Annotated in this window: 12 protein-coding genes; 3 read left to right on the forward strand and 9 right to left on the reverse strand. The window is 55.4% G+C overall.

Going from position 1 to position 17873, the window contains the following annotated elements; translation table 11 throughout:
• Positions 1 to 20: 20 nt before the first annotated feature.
• A complete protein-coding gene (locus E2H98_RS05585; RefSeq protein WP_133590792.1) occupies positions 21 to 1625 on the reverse strand; it encodes an ABC-F family ATPase in 1605 nt (534 codons plus the stop codon).
• 336 nt (positions 1626 to 1961) lie between these two features.
• On the opposite strand from E2H98_RS05585, the gene dbpA reads away from it, so the two are divergent.
• Positions 1962 to 3356 (forward strand): ATP-dependent RNA helicase DbpA, encoded by a 1395-nt coding sequence (gene dbpA / locus E2H98_RS05590; RefSeq protein ID WP_133590791.1) that lies wholly within the window; start codon positions 1962 to 1964, stop codon positions 3354 to 3356.
• Positions 3357 to 3364: 8 nt separating this feature from the next.
• Here dbpA and E2H98_RS05595 read toward each other — a convergent pair whose 3' ends face one another.
• Genes E2H98_RS05595 through nirB form a run of 3 tightly spaced genes read right to left on the reverse strand, consistent with a single transcriptional unit; the run spans position 3365 to position 8836 of the window.
• Positions 3365 to 6031, reverse strand: coding sequence for a nitrate reductase (locus E2H98_RS05595; RefSeq protein WP_133590788.1), 2667 nt, complete (start codon positions 6029 to 6031; stop codon positions 3365 to 3367).
• A complete protein-coding gene (nirD, locus tag E2H98_RS05600) occupies positions 6028 to 6387 on the reverse strand; it encodes a nitrite reductase small subunit NirD (protein ID WP_133590786.1) in 360 nt (119 codons plus the stop codon). The genes E2H98_RS05595 and nirD overlap by 4 nt, the downstream gene beginning before the upstream one ends.
• A 10-nt stretch (positions 6388 to 6397) precedes the next feature.
• The gene (nirB, locus tag E2H98_RS05605; protein WP_133590784.1) at positions 6398 to 8836 is read right to left on the reverse strand and encodes a nitrite reductase large subunit NirB; all 2439 of its coding nucleotides are present in this window, start codon (positions 8834 to 8836) and stop codon (positions 6398 to 6400) included.
• Positions 8837 to 9565: 729 nt separating this feature from the next.
• Between nirB and E2H98_RS05610 the strand changes: the two genes are divergently transcribed.
• Positions 9566 to 11038 (forward strand): MFS transporter, encoded by a 1473-nt coding sequence (locus tag E2H98_RS05610; RefSeq protein ID WP_133590782.1) that lies wholly within the window; start codon positions 9566 to 9568, stop codon positions 11036 to 11038.
• Between the two features lie 4 nt (positions 11039 to 11042).
• Positions 11043 to 12749 (forward strand): bifunctional protein-serine/threonine kinase/phosphatase, encoded by a 1707-nt coding sequence (locus E2H98_RS05615; RefSeq protein ID WP_133590780.1) that lies wholly within the window; start codon positions 11043 to 11045, stop codon positions 12747 to 12749.
• Positions 12750 to 12769: 20 nt separating this feature from the next.
• Here the strand turns inward: E2H98_RS05615 and E2H98_RS05620 are convergent, their stop codons facing one another.
• Genes E2H98_RS05620 through E2H98_RS05640 form a run of 5 tightly spaced genes read right to left on the reverse strand, consistent with a single transcriptional unit; the run spans position 12770 to position 17837 of the window.
• Positions 12770 to 13882, reverse strand: coding sequence for a glycosyltransferase family 4 protein (locus tag E2H98_RS05620; RefSeq protein ID WP_198325244.1), 1113 nt, complete (start codon positions 13880 to 13882; stop codon positions 12770 to 12772).
• 20 nt (positions 13883 to 13902) lie between these two features.
• Positions 13903 to 14778, reverse strand: coding sequence for a mitochondrial fission ELM1 family protein (locus tag E2H98_RS05625; protein WP_133590776.1), 876 nt, complete (start codon positions 14776 to 14778; stop codon positions 13903 to 13905).
• On the reverse strand, positions 14765 to 15643 hold the full coding sequence (locus E2H98_RS05630; RefSeq protein WP_133590774.1) for a lysophospholipid acyltransferase family protein: 879 nt from the start codon (positions 15641 to 15643) through the stop codon (positions 14765 to 14767). The genes E2H98_RS05625 and E2H98_RS05630 overlap by 14 nt, the downstream gene beginning before the upstream one ends.
• Positions 15640 to 16818, reverse strand: a complete 1179-nt coding sequence (locus E2H98_RS05635; protein ID WP_133590772.1) for an O-antigen ligase family protein — start codon at positions 16816 to 16818, stop codon at positions 15640 to 15642. The genes E2H98_RS05630 and E2H98_RS05635 overlap by 4 nt, the downstream gene beginning before the upstream one ends.
• On the reverse strand, positions 16815 to 17837 hold the full coding sequence (locus tag E2H98_RS05640) for a glycosyltransferase family protein (protein WP_133590770.1): 1023 nt from the start codon (positions 17835 to 17837) through the stop codon (positions 16815 to 16817). The genes E2H98_RS05635 and E2H98_RS05640 overlap by 4 nt, the downstream gene beginning before the upstream one ends.
• Positions 17838 to 17873 lie beyond the last annotated feature (36 nt).

The following is a 17873-nucleotide window of genomic DNA, read 5'->3' on the forward strand; positions in this document are numbered from 1 at the left end:
GCCTCTTTCGGAAAGCTTAATCAAGCTTCTTTCGAAGCCATGACGATTCCCTGACTGCGCAAGTAATCTTCGTAGTTGCCGCCAAAGTCGACAATGCGACCCGGCTGCATGTCGATAATTCGTGTCGCCAATGATGAAACAAACTCGCGGTCATGGCTGACGAAAATCAGCGTGCCCGGATAATGCTCCAGCGCCAGGTTCAGCGCTTCGATCGATTCCATATCGAGGTGATTGGTCGGCTCATCAAGCACCATGACATTCGGTCGTTGCAGAATCAGTTTGCCGAACAGCATCCGACCCTGCTCACCACCGGATAGCACTTTCACCGATTTGAAAATCTCGTCATTGGAAAACAGCATGCGACCGAGCGTGCCACGCACCAGCATTTCGCCGCCCTTGGTCCATTGCGCCATCCACTCGAATAATGAACAGTCATCGGTAAAGTCGTGGGCATGATCTTGCGCGTAGTAACCAATATCGGCGCTATCGGTCCATTTGATGCTGCCTTGCTGAATCGCAAGCTCGCCCATCAGGCAGCGCAGCAGTGAGGTTTTGCCGATACCGTTCGGGCCGATAATCGCCACCCGTTCACCGGCTTCGATTTGCACACTAAAGCGGTCAATCAAGGTTTGCTCACCAAAGGCAAAGCTCATGTTCTCGATGGTCACGGCCTGACGGTGCAGTTTCTTGTTTTGATCGAAACGAATGAACGGACTGACCCGGCTGGACGGTTTAACTTCCTCCAGTTCAATTTTCTTGATTTGCCGCGCCCGTGAAGTGGCTTGGGCCGATTTTGAGGCGTTGGCCGAGAAGCGGGAAACGAACGCCTGCAACTCGGCAATCTGCGCTTTCTTCTTGGCGTTATCGGCCAGCAAGCGTTCACGTGCTTGCGTCGAGGCGCGCATGTAATCGTCGTAATTGCCAGGGTAGACGCGCAGCTCGCCGTAATCCATGTCGGCCATATGGGTGCAGACGCTGTTCAGGAAATGACGATCGTGGGAGATGATGATCATTGTGCTGTTGCGTTCATTGAGCACGTTTTCCAACCAACGAATCGTGTTGATGTCGAGGTGGTTGGTCGGTTCGTCAAGCAGCAACACATCCGGGTCGGCAAACAGCGCCTGCGCGAGCAATACCCGCAGCTTCCAGCCGGGCGCAACGGCGCTCATCGGTCCTTCGTGTTGTTCCAGTGGAATGCCAAGACCAAGCAGCAATTCACCGGCACGCGCTTCGGCGGTATAGCCATCGAGTTCGGCAAACTGCACTTCCAGTTCGGCGACGGCAATACCATCGGCTTCGCTCATTTCCGGCAGCGCGTAAATCCGTTCGCGCTCGCGTTTGATTTTGGCCAGCTCGCTATGGCCCATGATCACCGTGTCGATCACCGAATGCGTTTCAAACGCAAACTGATCCTGACGCAGTTTACCGAGCCGCACATTCGGCTCCAGCATCACCTGTCCGGCAGAAGGCTCCAGATCGCCGCCAAGAATTTTCATGAACGTCGATTTGCCGCAGCCATTGGCACCAATCAAACCATAGCGATTGCCATGGGCAAAATTGACACTGACGTTTTCGAACAATGGCTTGGCGCCAAACTGCATGGTGATATTGGCCGTGGCGATCACAGTGAAATCCAAAATTAACGAGTGAGGAAAAACAGGCCAACACACTTTTGAACGGCCGAAACGGCACAGGAAGGGAGTGGAGACTGTCAAAACGGGCGCGATTATCGCATTTGTCGCCTGCGGCGTCATCCACGTACAATGCGCTTCCCGATTGTTACGCTAAGCCATCTCAAAAATAGCCTGGGCGATGGCGAGGTACGCGAAGAGGAGCGCAGGAACCGGAGTTTACAAGTAGTAAATGAGGATTCCGAGCACCGCATTCACGTAGATCGCCGAGCTCCAGGCATTTTTGAGATGGCTTACTCGGTAGCAACGTACCAACTCTTGAGCCGTCTCATGTCTACGCTGTTCTCCGTTTTACCGCTTTCTGCCGCCATGCTCGATAACCTGGCCTCGCTCGGTTTCGAGGCGATGACGCCCATTCAAGCGCAAAGCCTGCCGTCGATTCTGCAAGGCCGTGATGTCATCGCCAAAGCGAAAACCGGCAGCGGCAAAACCGCCGCGTTCACCCTTGGCATCTTGCAGCGCCTGAATCCAGACTTTTTCGGTGTACAGGCCCTGGTGCTATGCCCGACGCGGGAACTCGCCGATCAGGTCAGCAAGGAAATTCGACGGCTGGCCCGCTGCATTCCGCATATCAAGGTCATCACCCTCTGTGGTGGGTCACCGATGGGACCGCAGATCGGTTCGCTGGAACACGGCGCCCATATCGTTGTCGGCACGCCGGGCCGCTTGCAGGATCATTTGCATCGGCAGACTCTGAAGCTCGATCGGCTGTCGGTGTTGGTACTCGACGAAGCCGACCGGATGCTCGACATGGGCTTTGCTGCTGAGGTCGATGATGTGCTGTCGTTCTGCCCGAAGCGCCGGCAAACCTTGTTGTTCTCGGCGACCTATCCGGAATCGATACGCGAGCTGAGCGATCGCATTCAGCACAAGCCACTGGAAGTCACCGTCGAGGCGGTACACAGTCAGCAATACATTGATCAACTGGCGTTCGCGGTCAAAGACAATGCGGAAAAACCGCAAGCGTTGAAGCAGTTATTGGCGCACTACCTACCTGAATCAGCGGTGATTTTCTGCAATACCAAAATCGATTGTGAAAAAGTTGCCGAGGAATTGCGCAGCGCCGGCTTCGATGCACTGAGTTTGCATGGTGATTTGGAACAGCGCGATCGGGATTTGATGCTGCTGCGTTTTGCCAACAAGAGCTGCCCGTTGCTGGTCGCCACCGATATGGCCGCACGCGGGCTCGATATCAAAGAGTTGAAAGCGGTGATCAATTACGAATTACCGCACGATCCGGAAGTGTATATTCACCGCATCGGCCGCACTGGTCGAGCAGGTCAAAAAGGTGTGGCGCTGAGCCTCGTTGCGCCATCGCAAAACCATCGCCTTGGCCATATCGAAGCGTTCATCGAACAGCCGCTGAAAAAACAAAGCTGGGAAACGCTGACCGTTGCCGACAAAAACAAAGCCAAGGCCGCACTCAGCGCGCGCATGGTGACATTGTGTTTGGATAGTGGCCGCAAAAATAAAATGCGGCCCGGCGATGTCGTCGGCGCGTTGACCGGCGAAGCAGGCTTGCCGTTTGAGCTGATCGGAAAAATTGATTTGTTCGATCATCAGACTTTTGTCGCCGTCGATAAATCGATTGCCGACAAAGCGCTGCGCCGTTTGCAGGATGGCAAGATCAAAGGCCGCTCGGTCAAGGTCAAACAAGTTTCCTGATTTTCCGATTACGTTTGGCTCGCGCTCGACAGCGCCGAGTGCAGCAACCGTTTCAATTCCGGCACGCAAGAGCCGCACTGGGTGCCGGCCTGGGTGCACTGGCCAATCGCTGTCACCGAATCCGCGCCATCAGCGATAGCACGACGTATCGTTTGCTCACCAACCTGCATGCAGGAACAAACACAGCGACCGGTTTGATTCTGCGCACGTAGCGGCCGCGCCGCCAGCAACGCCAGGCGCTCTTCATTGCTCAAAGGTTCGGCAAACAAAGCCAGCAACCAATCGCGTTCAGGTAAGGCGCCGCTGCTGATAATCAAGGCTGCCTGCAGATAACCCTCGCGCACGCACATGGCCCGATAACTACCGCTGCTCGCTTCATGAAACGCCAACCACTGATCACCACGTCGCTCGCACAATAGTGTTTTTGCTAGCGCTGACCAATCCGTTACAGCTTGTTGACCGGCGATTTCATAACGCCATCCGTGCGCCGTTTTGCTGCGGCTCCAATAGCCAAACGGGCGAACATCGCAGGCCTCGCGGGTCAGCAAAAACCCTTGCCAGCGTGCAGGCCATTTTTGCACGTCGACAGGCATGGCTTTCAGCTCTGGCTGACCGGAAATAGGATCGGTATTGGCGGTCACCAGTGCACTGATCACCGCATTGACGGAATAGGTATCACTCCAATGTATCGGCGCAAACACCTGACCAGGCCGCTGTGCCTCGGCAATCTCGGCGCGCAAAATCGCCGCGCCATTGACCGAGCGAACCTGTACCAAATCGCCGTGCGCTATTCCGCGACTGGCGGCGTCAAATGCGGAGAGCGTTAACGTCGGCTCTGGCCGATACTGATTCAGGCGCGACGCCAGAGCGGTACGCGTCATCGTGTGCCATTGGTCACGGCTGCGGCCGGTATTCAAGCGCAGCATTTGTGCGTCGCTGGCACTGACTGCACAGCCGACGTTGACCACCGGATGCATTCGCGCTTTGCCGTTTGCCGTGAAAAAGCGGCCGTCTTCGAACAACTCTTTTGGTTGCTTCGCTTTTGTCGCGCGCAATGGCCATCGCTGCGGCGGTAACTGTTGATACTCAAGCTCAGAAATTACCGCCAATGCGCCCAAATCAAAATCGCGCCGGCCAAAATTTTCGAATGCCGAAAGTCGGGCATGCTCGCGAAAAATTTCGGCTTCATGTTGATAAGAGAACGCCTCAGCAAAACCTAGCCGTTTGGCCACTTCGCAAATAATCCACCAATCGGGTTTGGCCTCACCTGGTGCCGGCAAAAACGCACGCTGGCGGGAAATACAACGCTCCGAATTGGTCACGGTTCCGGATTTTTCCGCCCAGGCAGTTGCCGGCAGTTTGATTTTCGCCAAACGCACGGTGTCGGTGTCTTTGATGCAATCAGAAACCACAACCGTCGGGCAACTCGCAATCGCTTCGGCAACACGTGCAGCCTCCGGCATCGACACCGCTGGATTGGTCGCGATGATCCACAGGAACTTGATGCGGCCATCGGCAACGGCCTGAAATAAATCGACCGCTTTCAGACCGGGCTTGCTGACGATATTCGGGGCCTTCCAGAAGCGCGCAACCCGGTCAACGGAATCGGCATCAAAATCCATATGCGCCGCCAATTGATTGGCAAGGCCGCCGACTTCACGGCCGCCCATGGCATTCGGTTGGCCGGTCACCGAGAACGGCCCCATGCCCGGTTTACCGATGCGGCCGGTAAACAAATGGCAGTTGATGATGCTCAGCACTTTTTCCGTACCGATCGTCGACTGGTTGACGCCCTGCGAATACACCGTGACAGTTTTCTCGGTGTAGCAGAACCATTGATAAAAACGCGCCAAGGCGTCTACGGAAACACCGCAAGCTTGCGCGACTGCAACGGGATCGGCGGCCATGCGTTCAGCAGCATTCAGGGCCTCGGAAAACCCGTCAACATGCTGTTCCAGAAAAACATAATCTGCTTGCGCATGAAGACGCAGCTGATGCAAAGCACCGTTAAAAAGCAAGGTATCGCTGCCTGGTGCGATAGCCAGATGCAGATCAGCGATATCGACGGTATCGGTTACACGCGGATCAATGACGACGATGCGCATGTCCGGGCGCTGAGCTTTTGCTTCGCGCAGGCGCTGATACAACACCGGATGACACCAGGCGAGATTGGAGCCGACCAGCACAACCAGATCCGCGCTTTCCAGATCTTCATAACGCACCGGCACCGTGTCGCTACCAAACGCTTTCTTGTGGCCGGCGACACTGGATGCCATACAAAGCCGTGAATTGGTATCGACGTTGGCGGTGCCGATAAAGCCTTTGCAGAGCTTGTTGGCAACGTAATAGTCTTCCGTCAACATTTGACCGGAAAGATAAAAACCAATCGCCTCCGGTCCGTGCTCATCCAACACTTGCTGCAAACGACTGGCGACTTCGTCGAGCGCCGTTGACCAATCCGTTTCCCTTTCGCCAATCAACGGCCGCAATAAACGGCCTTCGAGGGTAACGGTATCGGCCAACGCCAATCCCTTGCCGCACAAGCGACCGCGATTGGCTGGATGGCCGCTGTCACCGCTGATCTGTATCACGCGCTCATCAGCATCCTGCACCCGCACATTGACGCCGCAACCGACACCACAGTAAGGACAGGCTGTCGAAACCACTGCACTCATTCAGCAACCTGCACCGCGATCGCCTGCTCCGGTATCAGTGACAACCACAGACGCTGACCGCGCCGCTCAACCGGAAAACGTTTGACGCAACCGATATCGGGTGCGCGGGCTTCGCCGCTTGTTAAATCAATGACCCAGTTATGCAACGGGCACGTCACCTGATGGCCGTGAACTATACCTTCCGATAACGCGCCACCTTTATGCGGGCAGCGATCACGCACCGCGAAAAATTGATCACCGGCAGTGCGGAAAATAGCGATATCACCACTCGGCGCCCGAACAATACGCGAACCGAGCAACGGAATTTGTTCGGCGTCGCAGATATCCAGCCACAGCGCTTCATTTGCCTGCTTCATGCCCAACTCCTCAATGAATTTCCTGTACCGGAATAAAAGCCTGACGCTGCTGCTCGGAGCCAATCTGGGCGCGCCAAGGATCGTGCTGTGCCTGCTGTTGCGATTGCAGGAATCGCTGCTGCAGCGCCTGCCGATTTTCTGGGTCAGCCACCAGTTGCCGCTTTAAATAGTCGGCACCTACGCGCTCAATCCAATGCGCCGTGCGCTCGCCATAACGTGCCTGTTCGCGATACAGCTGCATGAATGCGGCGGTGTATTCGAGCACTTCGTCCTCAGTATCCACTTTGGTCAGCTTGTCGCAGACCCGCACCTTGATGCCACCGTTACCACCGACATGCAATTCCCAGCCGGAATCAACGGCGACAACGCCAAAATCTTTTATCGTCGCTTCAGCGCAATTGCGCGGGCAACCGGAGACGGCCATTTTGACTTTTGCCGGCGTCCAGGAACCCCAGGTCAGTTTTTCCATTTGCACGCCCATGCCGGTCGAATCCTGCGTGCCAAATCGGCAATAGGCTTTACCGATACAGGTTTTTACGGTTCGCAAGGCTTTGGCATAGGCATGACCGGAAACAAAACCGGCATCGGTCAGATCTTTCCAGATTTCCGGTAACTGCGCTTTCTTGACACCGACCAAATCAATGCGCTGACCGCCGGTGATCTTGACCATCGGCACCTGATATTTTTCCGCGGCATCGGCAATCGCTCGCAATTCCTGGGCATTGGTGATACCGCCCCAAATGCGCGGCACTACCGTATAGCTATTATCTTTCTGGATATTGGCGTGATGACGCTCGTTGATAAAACGCGACTGGGCATCATCGACATATTCATCAGGCCAAGCGCTGAGCAAATAAAAATTCAGCGCTGGCCGGCAAACATGACAGCCATCTGGATTTTGCCAGTGATGAAATGCCATGACATCGGCAATCGTTTTCAGCGAATGCTCAAGAATGGATTGCCGCACGCGGTCATGACCGGCATTGATGCAGGCGCAAATCGGTTTTTCGCCTTCTGCTGCCTGATAGGCCTCACCAAGCGTCGCCTGTAGCAATTGCTCGACTTGCGGTGTACAACTACCACAGGAAGACGAGGCTTTGGTATGGGCGCGAACCTGATCCAACGTCGTCAAGGATTGCGCCTGAATCGCCTGCACGATCTGCCCTTTGCAAATGCCATTGCAACCACAAATTTCCGCGTCATTCGGTAAGTCGGCAACACCGCTCGAAACGGTTTTATCCGATTCAACAAATGCCTGCCCGAACACCAACATCTCGCGCCAGGCACTGACATCGGTGCCGTTTTTCATCAACTGGGCGTACCACGGGCCATCGCGAGTATCACCGTACAACACGGCGCCGACCAGGCGATTCTCCTGCAGCACCAGTTTTTTATAGATGCCGATAGCCGGGTCCTGCATGACGATTTCGTGTTTGCCTTCACCGAGCTCGAACTCACCGGCCGAATACAAATCAATCCCGGTCACTTTCAGCTTGGTCGCGGTGCTTTGCAAATGGTAGCGAGCGGTTTCGCCAGCCAACACCTTGGCCAAGGTGCGAGCCTGATCGTAAAGCGGTGCGACCAAACCAAACACCTCGCCGTCGAACTCCACACATTCACCAAGTGCAAATACATCCGGCTCACTGGTACGCAGTTCGGCATCGACCAGAATGCCACGCCCGCAAGCTACACCATTAGCTTTTGCCAATGCCGTGTTCGGGCGAATGCCAACAGCCATAACAACCAAATCGGCACGCAATTCCAAGCCATCCGCCAGTCTTACGCCCTGCACTTTGCCATCGCCGATGATCGCCGTGGTTTGCGCATCACAACGGATATCGAGCTGCCGCTGTTCCAGTGCGCGTTGCAATAGTCTTGCCGCCGATTCGTCCAATTGCCGGTTCATCAGGAACGGCATATTGTGCAACACCGTCACCCGCATACCGCGTTTCAGTAACCCGTTCGCCGCCTCCAGACCAAGCAAACCACCGCCAATCACCACGGCGTGCTTTTCCGGGCCAGAAGCTTCAATCATCGTTTGCACATCATTGATATCACGAAAGCCGATCACGCCCGGTAAATCAACACCGGGCAACGGCAACATGAATGGTGTCGAACCGGTGGCAATCACCAACGCGTCGTAGTCGTAACGCTTGCCGTGTTGATCACCAAGCTGTTTTCGTTCGCGATCAATCGCGACGATACGGGTCTCGGTCAACAGCCGAATACCGTGTTGCTGATACCAATCGAGATCATTGATCATGATTTCATCGAGCGTCTTTTCCCCGGCCAATACCGGTGACAACAAAATCCGGTTGTAATTGCCGTAGCGCTCCTCGCTGAACACCGTGATGTCGTAGTGACCGGGCGCAGCCGTTAGCAGCTCCTGCAGCAGTTTTCCGGCCGCCATACCATTGCCGATCACCGCCAGCTTTCGTACCGATTTCATACCTGCTTTTGCTCTGTTTTCCTTCTCCGTACTCACTAATTCAGCAATTTGCTTGCCAGCTATTTTTTAACTGGATGTCACCATTGGTTATATGTCGATAGTACGTATTGCTGTTGGATACCCACGGCTTTTGCCGGAAAGAAACGGTCTATCTCACGGCGCTTCTGAGCGATCGCAATTGATTCATTCTGGTGCGCCAAGTCAGCCGTTTGAGCATATATGGCGCATGAGTCAGCGCCTGGCTGCACTGATTCAGCGGCAAGGCTGTCGCCTCCACGCTAGGGCCTGTTTACCTTTGTCACGCCGCTGCGACGGAGCTGCCCGTAGCGCAGTGGTCGCGCGCGTCTCCTGACGCGCTTGCGACACGTCCCACGTCCCTGTGGGGCGCAGGAATGAGGAGCGCGGTGTACTTGACGTACATGAGCGACGCATGACGCCGCAATGCGCTACGGGCGGCCCGTCCCTTCGGGTTGCACCCAGAAAAGCGCCATGCCGCGTTGCTCGTCGTTCATTTGGAATGACCACAAAAACGCCGGGAGCGTTTTTGAGCTTCAGCCCCGGAGGGGTGAGACACAGGGATGTGTCGAACAAACTTCTCTCCTCGTGCCTTGCCTGGCGCTTTTCCGGGCGGCAACGCTGTGGCGTGGCAAAGATAAACAGGCCCTATCAACCCGATGGCATCAGAATTGCTCCGTCGACAATTATTGAACAATGAAACGGAGGGGAATCATGAGTGAGGAAGCATTGCGATTATGGGATTTGCGGCATCAGCGCATACAGATGCTGCACTTAAGTTGGCTGGCGTTTTTTATCAGCTTTGTCATCTGGTTCGCGCATGCGCCGTTGATGATTTATATCAAGGAATCGCTGGCGCTGAATGATCATCAAGTCAAAACGCTGTTGCTGTTGAACGTGGCGTTGACCATACCGGCTCGCAGTCTGATTGGCATGTTTGTCGACAAGTTTGGCCCAAGGGTGATTTACAGCCTGTTGTTGCTGATCGGCGGTTTGCTCTGTTTTGGTTTCGCGCTGGCACCGAATTATGAAACGCTGGCAGCGTTCCGATTCCTGCTTGGTTTTGTCGGCGCCAGTTTTGTTGTCGGTATCCGCTTGATTGCCGAATGGTTTCCCGCTCGCCAGCTCGGCCTCGCCGAAGGCATTTACGGCGGTTGGGGAAATTTTGGAGCCGCCGTAGGCGCATTGGTGTTGCCGTTAATCGCCAGCTTTTTTGCGCTGCCACTGGGTTGGCGTGTCGCGGTCGCGCTGGCCGGTACCATCGCCATCATTTACGCCTGGTTTTTCTATCGCTTTGCCCGCGATACACCGGCCGGTGCTACCTATTTCAAGCCGAATCGCATCGGCGCCTTGGAAGTCAGTTCCCGCAAGGATCTGGTCTTGTATATCGCGACCAGTAGCGTGCTGTATCTGGCCATCGCGTTATTGTTATGGAAGCTATCGGCGCCACCAACACCGCTGTTGCCGCTGCCGGTAGCGTTGGCAATTGGTGCCGGCTTTCTGCTGTTGTACGCGCTGCAAGTGCGCAAGATGTTCAGCGTCAATCAGCATCTGTTTGCACCGGTGCAAACACCGCCGCCGGTGCAGTATGCGTTCAAGCAAGTGACGATCTTGAGCATCGCGTATCTAGCAGCATTTGGCGCGGAGTTGGCCGTGGTATCCATGCTGCCGCTGTATTTTCATGACACCTTTGGCTGGAGCCCGATGCTGGCCGCGGCGCTTGCGTCCTCGTTTGCCTTTATGAACCTGATTGCCCGGCCACTCGGCGGTTGGTTCAGCGACAAATTTGGTCGCAAAAATGTGCTGACGCTGGTCATGGTCGGTATCACGCTTGGCTTTCTCGGTTTTGCCCATATCGAAGCCAGTTGGCCGATGTTGGCGGTTATTGGTTTGACCGTCGTGGCGTCCTTTTTCGTCCAGGCCGGTTGCGGCGCCGTGTTCGCTTGTGTGCCGCTGATTCAACGTCGCTTGACCGGCCAGTTCGCCGGCATAGCCGGTGCTTATGGCAATGTCGGCGGTCTGGTGTTCTTGACGATGCTGGCCTTGTACGGTCCGTCATTTTTCTTTGTCTTTATCGCCAGTACGGCCGCGCTCAGTTTGCTTGCCGTGCAATGGTATAGCGAACCGAAAGGCCATTTAATCGAAGTGATGCCCGATGGCAGCATCCAGTTGATTGCCGTGGAGTGAGATCATGCATGCCGTTGCCATGAACGTTAAAACTGAATCCGTGCCAGCCGCCTTTCATGTCGCGGGCGCGCAACTCAGTGTCCCGGGCGTGCGCCCGCAAAACGATGACTGCATCGGCATGCGGCTCGACCAACAAAGCACTGGTCAAGGCCATGGAGTCGCTGCCGCCATTGCCGACGGCGTCGGCCGCTGTGCCGGTGGTCGCCACGCTGCCGAGATTTGCGTGCAGGGTTTTCTGTCAGATTTTTTCGCAACACCGGATACCTGGCCGGTCAGGCGCGCTGGCTTTCGTGTAATCGAAGCCTTGAATCGCTGGCTGGCAGGCTTGAGTCCGAATGCGCATCGCGAACAGGATAAACATTTATCGACGTTCAGCGCGCTGGTGTTGTCCGGTCACACGGCACATTTATTTCATGTCGGCGACACCCGCATCTGGCGCTATCGCGATGGCAAGCTGACGCAATTGACCCGTGATGATCGCGACGAAGCCGGACACGGTGCGCTGGACAATGCCATGGGTGCACATCCACGCGTAGCAATCAGCTACGGCGTGACCGACATCGCCGTTGGCGATCTGTTCTTGCTGACTACCGATGGCATTCACGATTGGCTGAAAGCGGAAGCCATTGCCGACGTGCTGGCGATGGACGATTCGCTGGATGCGCGCTTGCAATTACTGATTGCGGAAGCCGCACGGCACAGCAATGACAACATGAGCGCGCAATTATTGGCGGTAACCAGTGAAAGCGAAACCACCAGCAGCGTGCGCGTTCGCAAAGTGCCGAGCGGTCTGCGGCCAGGGCAGATGCTGGATCATTACCGCATTGAAAAGCGCATTCATGAAAGCACACGCTCGGAGCTGTTTCTCGCCGAGGATACCGCGAGCGGCCAGCACTGCGTACTGAAAATACCGTCGTTGTTGAAAGCCGATGATCCGGACCATCTGGAGCATTTTCTGCGCGAACAATGGTTGCTGAAGCAGATTCGTCACCCGCATATCGTTCGTGCCGTCGGCAGTTCGGAAAGTGAGTGGCTGTATTCCGTGATGGCGCCGGTTTCCGGCATCACCTTGCGGCAGTGGCTGCAGGAACAGCGGCAACTCGACATTCCGAAAATCGTTTCGTTGCTGACCCAGTTGGCGCAAGCCATTCAATACCTGCATCGGCAAGCGGTGTTGCATCTGGATATCAAACCGGAAAATATCATTGTCGATGAACAGGGCCATTTGACGCTGATTGATCTCGGCTCGGCCAGTCACGGCAACCTGAACTCCCATGCCGCGTACGGGATTCATTTGCTGACCGGCACGACGCTGGCCTACAGCGCGCCGGAAGTGTTGTCGCGTCAGCAATTTACGCCAGCGGCTGATTTGTACAGCTTAGGCATTGTTGCCTATGAAATGCTGAGTGGCGCGCCGCCAAAACGTAAGTTGCATAGTAAAAATGGCAAACCGCTGCGCTTTGACAGCTTGAGCGAACAGAATCCGTATATTCCGTTATGGCTCGATGGCGCCGTGCGCCGGGCCTGCCATCCGGAACCGGCGCAGCGCCATGAAGCCTTGTCGGAATTTGTACATGAGCTGCATCATCCGAATGCACGCTATTTGCAGACAACGGAAACGCCGCTGCTGGAGCGGGCGCCAGAGCAATTCTGGAAAGGGGTCAGCTTATTGTTGGCAGCGATTTTGATGGCGTTGCTGTATTTCCGCTGACTTCCGGAACGCCGGCTCGCTCAGCGTGTGGTTAAACGCTGGTAGACCGCCAGTGTTTGCGCAATCATTGTCTGCAGCAGGAACGGATGTTCGCGTATCGGTTTCTTCGGTTGGTCGAGCTGGTGAATCGTTCGCTGAAAAAGCGCCTCGTTGTCCGCCAGCGGCACCATGCCGTCCGGGAACAGCACCGACAAGATCTCCTGCACGCCGCCATGAGCATAGGCCAGCACCGGCCGGCCCAATGCCAGCGTTTCCAACACCGTGCGGCCGAACGACTCCGGTTTGTTCGACAACGAATAAACGATATCGGAGACACTGTAAATCTCGCGGATGTCACTGCGGTGGCCAGTGAAAATAATCGCGTCATTGAGGCCGAGCGCGTTGACCAGTGTTTTCAATTCATCGGCATAAGCGGCACGCTTCGGATCTTCGCCGCCAACAATCAAGCCGAATACTTCTCGGCCTTGTGCACGCAGCGCGGCAACGAGTTCAATGAAATCACGATGACCTTTCAAACGGGTGATACGTCCCGGCAAACAAAGCACGGTCTTGCCCTGCAACTGTGGGTACTGGCTAAACCATTGCTGGCGCCATTCGACACTGGCTTGAAAGTCGTAGGGGAAATCGGTCGGCTCGATGCCTCGGTAGATGCGCACCACCTTGTCGGCGGGAACGTCCGGATAATGGTTGAAAATGTACTGTTCAATCGTTTCAGAAACGGCGATGACCATTTCGCCCTTGGTCATGATTTTGCTGTAGGCATTGACCGAGTACATACCGTGCACCGTCGTCACGAAACGGGCGCCAGCGTAATCCATGCGTCGCCACGCGAGGTAACTTAGCCAGGCCGGCATGCGCGAGCGGGCGTGAATAATATCGGGGCGAATTTCATCGAATAGTTTACGAAGGCGCGGCACCTGCCAGAGCGACCACAAGGATTTTTTATGCACCGGCAGCGCGAAATGTTCGGAGCCTTCCGCTTCCAGCTTTTCCACCAGGCGGCCGCCATTGGAGATAACGATGGAACGATGTCCAGCGGCGACCAAACCTTTGGCGATTTCCAGCGTACCGCGCTCGACGCCTCCGCCCTGAAGTTCCGGCAATAGCTGAATGACGGTGAGTTTTTTGGTCATTATTGTTTACTCCAGCATCATCACTTGAACCAGCCTTTGGTCAGTAACCACTGCGCGCAGCGATCGGCTTCATTGAATTGTTGATCAGCGCTTTGCGCGGTAATCGTGGATTGCTCGACGTCAATTACTTTGCCACTGGTCAGTAACTGCTGCACGCCGCGCATCACCCGCGAGCCGGCCAGTTCTGGCGAACACAGCAAGCCAACGGCCAAACCTGCCGTCAACGCTTCGTAAACCATATTGACGCTGTCATTGCTGACCAGCGCGTAACGCGCCTGACGCAATTGACTGCGCAGCCAATCGCCAGGCAAGGCATCGACTGCGTGAGCAACCAAATTCGGTTTCACCGGCAGCATGCCAAGAAACTCAGACGGTGTCCGGCGCGAAGTGGTCAACTGCCAGTGAATGTCCGGATGGGCGTCGACGGCGCTGATGATTTTTTCCGCCATCGCGCGGCTTGACCATTGCACGTGCTTTGACGGCCCGCCGATCAGAATCAAACCATGGCGCGGATCGGCGAAGGTTTTCTCGCGGATGTTGTTCAGGCTGCCCTGACTGATAAAAATATTGTCACGAACTTTCGGCTGATCATGAGCCGGAATAACGCAAGCATCGAACAAAAAACTCGGCCATTTCGGCCGCATCAGCACAATCGATTTGGCGCGAAAGCGCCGCGCCAGAAACAATAATTTGGTATGCGTTGCCGAGCCGGCGCCGATAACGATATCCGGAGCAAATTCTGCAGGCAGCGACCGCTCAGGTTGCGTGATATTGATCAGCTGAGTTTCTACACGACGTTGCTGCTGCAAGGCCAACAACAAGCCTTCGACCTGCACTTCATGACCGCGCTTGCCATCGCTGATTTGAAGAATTCGAATCGGCTCAGTGACGGGCATAAAACGAGGCCTCGCCCTCGGGGCGGGTTTTGAACCGGCGATGGGTCCACAGATAATTTTCAGGATGTTCGCGCAAATGCGTTTCCAGCAACTGACTTACCCGGGTCAAATCGGCAACCACGTCCTCACTCGGAAACTGCTCCAGCGCTGGTAACAAACGCAGATGCAGGCCAGCGGCTTTCGGCAGCCGCTCGCAGAGCATCGGTACAACGGGAGCGCCCGACATGTGCGCCATTCGGGAAATCGCCGATACCCACGCCGTTTGCACACCGAAGAACGGCGCGAACTCACTGGCTTTGCGCCCCAAATCATGGTCAGGGTAATAACAAACCACGAGATTTTCTTTCAGCGCTTTCAACATGTCACGCGGACTATGGCGTGACACCGCGCGTTTGGCGTAACGCATGCGACCGCCGGTGATGATCTTGTCCATTTCCGGATCATTGTGCGGGCGCTGCATAAAACCGACCGGGTACTCATGCGACAGCTGAATGCCAGCCAAATCCAGGCAAGGATAATGAAAAGTCAGCAGAATGACGCCTTTACCTTGCGCCAGCGCTTGTTCGAGATGACTGCGCCCGCTGATCGCGCAGCGTGACATCACCCGCTTCTCATCGCCGTACCAAGCAAATGCCGCCTCCAACAGTCCCATGCCTGTGGCCTGGAATTGGGCTTTGAGCAGTGCCCGCCGCTCGGCGGTGTTCAGCTCCGGAAAACATTTTTCCAGATTGATGCGCGCTATCCGTCGCCGGTTTGCGCCCAGAAAAAAAGCCAATGTGCCGACCAAACGACCAACCGCAAGCATCACCCGATAAGGCAAGCGGGCAATCGCTTTCAGACTGATTTCAAGCAAGCGGGTATTCATCTGCGGTTATTCGTCGTCTGGGGCGGCGGTGATGATTGATAGCTCAACCATAGCATCAACGTCGTGGCAATCAACATACCGAGAAACATCGTGCTGTTGATCACCGAGTAATCAAATAGGCCGGCACAAAGCAGCAATGCGAATAGACTGCGCGAGGCGTTGGCGGCAATGGTTTGTAGATGCCTTGTCGTCCATAGCAACCAGGCACATGATGCAATGAACAGCAACGCCGCCGGCCAGCCACTGAGCAAGGCAAGATCCAGGTAGATATTGTGAGCACCAATGGCTCCATCGACCAGTTGCAGATTTTCGGTCGTGCGCCAACCCACACCAATCAGCGGTTGTTCAAAACTTTGCTGCCATGCTTGCTGGAAAGCATGCCAACGTACGCCATCACTGCCTTCGCGATGCAGCAGTTGTGAATAGACGCCGGCAACGACTATCACCGCTAGCAACTTCGCGCCGATCAGCAGTAATCGTTTTCCTTGCGATAACGGCGCAAACCACAGCGCAATGGAGGCGGCCACCAGCAAGGCCAGCATCGCCCCTCTGGACTCTGACTTGTACAAGCACAGCGCAAATATGGGCATCAGCAACGCAGCCAACCAACGCCGCCATTGTTGCTCCAGCAATGTCAGATAAGCGCTGGCGATAACGGCCAGGGCCATGAACAGGCCAAACGGGTTTGGATTGAAAACGGAACCGGAAAGCCGATCATAGGCTTCGTACCGATGGGTAAAGTCCCAGCCGGTATACCACTGCCAGTACATCGACGCAGCATTGACCAGCATGCCGAACAAAAACAATCGCAACAGCCAACGGGTACGATCACGCCCCTGACCCCAACTGAGAAACAGACAGAACGCCAGCACCATCGTACGTAACACGAACTGCAACATGTCCTGGGCAAGTTCCCTGGGCTCCGCAGAGAAAAAAAGTTGCGCGCCAGCCGTGACCAGCATCGGCAAAGTCCAGCAAGCCAACCAACGGAAATAGCCGAGATGACGCGTCAGCATTCCCGGTACTTGTCGCCAGTTGTACAGCGCGTAAATCAGTAGCAGCAATTCAAACAGCGTGTACAGCGCACCTTTGGACGGCAAGCCGGTGAAATAGCCGGCCCACAGCAGATATAACGGCCAAGCTGCCCGCATGGCAGGTGAATGCGCAATGCTCATCCGTGCGATTTCGGCCAACTGAATGAAGCCCACTCAACACTGTCGTCGATTTTCCGATGACGAATGGTATTCAGCATCCAGGCGCAAATACGTTCCGCGCCAAAGCGCTGATGAGTCAACGCACAACCGCGTTCAGCGATTTTCTGCCGCTGTTCCGGATGAGCATGAAAATAACGAATGCGTTCAATCAGATCTTCATCGCTGCGATAAATCACCATGCAATCTTCCGGGATTAGTTTGTCGAGTTCCGGTATCGCCGGTGAGAACGTCAATACACCGGAGGCCATCAACTGGGCAATGCGATCGGAGCTGTATAGCGGAACTGAATTGTCGCGACTGTAATTGAGGCCCATGGCGCTGTGGCCAATGGTATGCAAATAATCGGCTCCTTCGAGCCGATCTTCACTGGAACCATGAAAGGCAAAACGTAAATCCGGTAAGGCTTTTTTCAGTTTCTCGCGAAGCTCAACGCGATCCGGTGTCGGTGTGCCGATGAAACAAAAATCGTATTCGCAGTTCGCCTGATAAGCACGCCCGGTTTCCACCGAGGCGGCACACAGATTCGGCAGATAGCTCAGCACGCCCGCGGCGATATCCTGAAACTGGGTCAAGGCTCCACCGGCCGAAGTAACAAAAAAGGCGTCGAGATAAGGCATCTTGCTGGCGATTTGTTGCTTCTTGCTTGGCGTAATCAAATCGACATACCACATGCCGATGGCCAGTGACGGAAAGTCGCGCCGGACCGCCGCCAGACACTCACCGTCAATCAACTCAGTATGGCCTAGCAGCAGCACTTCCGGCTGCAATTGATCAATGGTTTCCAATAGGCGACGATGCATGCGCTTGACACCGCCGAACTTGCCGCCGAATGGTGATTCGTGGCGGGCAATATCGCGATAGGAAAATTCGTAAACGAAATGGCCGAGCCGGCTGCAACCCCAGCTGATCTTGCGATCAATCGAGTAGAACGAACGCCCGTATTTGAACGGCGAAAAATTGGCGGCGTGCAGAATCTTCATCGTGCTGATTTGTCCTTGGCACCGGCGCGCGCGGCC

Source organism: Permianibacter aggregans (genome assembly GCF_009756665.1).
GTDB lineage: Bacteria > Pseudomonadota > Gammaproteobacteria > Enterobacterales > Permianibacteraceae > Permianibacter > Permianibacter aggregans.

Coding starts and splice junctions, on each gene's coding strand:
- nirB (WP_133590784.1), bottom strand. CDS start 8,836: ATGAAATCGGTACGAAAGCTGGCGGTGATCGGCAATGGTATGGCGGCC.
- E2H98_RS05595 (WP_133590788.1), bottom strand. CDS start 6,031: ATGAGTGCAGTGGTTTCGACAGCCTGTCCTTACTGTGGTGTCGGTTGC.
- dbpA (WP_133590791.1), top strand. CDS start 1,962: ATGTCTACGCTGTTCTCCGTTTTACCGCTTTCTGCCGCCATGCTCGAT.
- E2H98_RS05630 (WP_133590774.1), bottom strand. CDS start 15,643: ATGAATACCCGCTTGCTTGAAATCAGTCTGAAAGCGATTGCCCGCTTG.
- E2H98_RS05620 (WP_198325244.1), bottom strand. CDS start 13,882: ATGACCAAAAAACTCACCGTCATTCAGCTATTGCCGGAACTTCAGGGC.
- E2H98_RS05635 (WP_133590772.1), bottom strand. CDS start 16,818: ATGAGCATTGCGCATTCACCTGCCATGCGGGCAGCTTGGCCGTTATAT.
- E2H98_RS05625 (WP_133590776.1), bottom strand. CDS start 14,778: ATGCCCGTCACTGAGCCGATTCGAATTCTTCAAATCAGCGATGGCAAG.
- nirD (WP_133590786.1), bottom strand. CDS start 6,387: ATGAAGCAGGCAAATGAAGCGCTGTGGCTGGATATCTGCGACGCCGAA.
- E2H98_RS05640 (WP_133590770.1), bottom strand. CDS start 17,837: ATGAAGATTCTGCACGCCGCCAATTTTTCGCCGTTCAAATACGGGCGT.
- E2H98_RS05610 (WP_133590782.1), top strand. CDS start 9,566: ATGAGTGAGGAAGCATTGCGATTATGGGATTTGCGGCATCAGCGCATA.
- E2H98_RS05615 (WP_133590780.1), top strand. CDS start 11,043: ATGCATGCCGTTGCCATGAACGTTAAAACTGAATCCGTGCCAGCCGCC.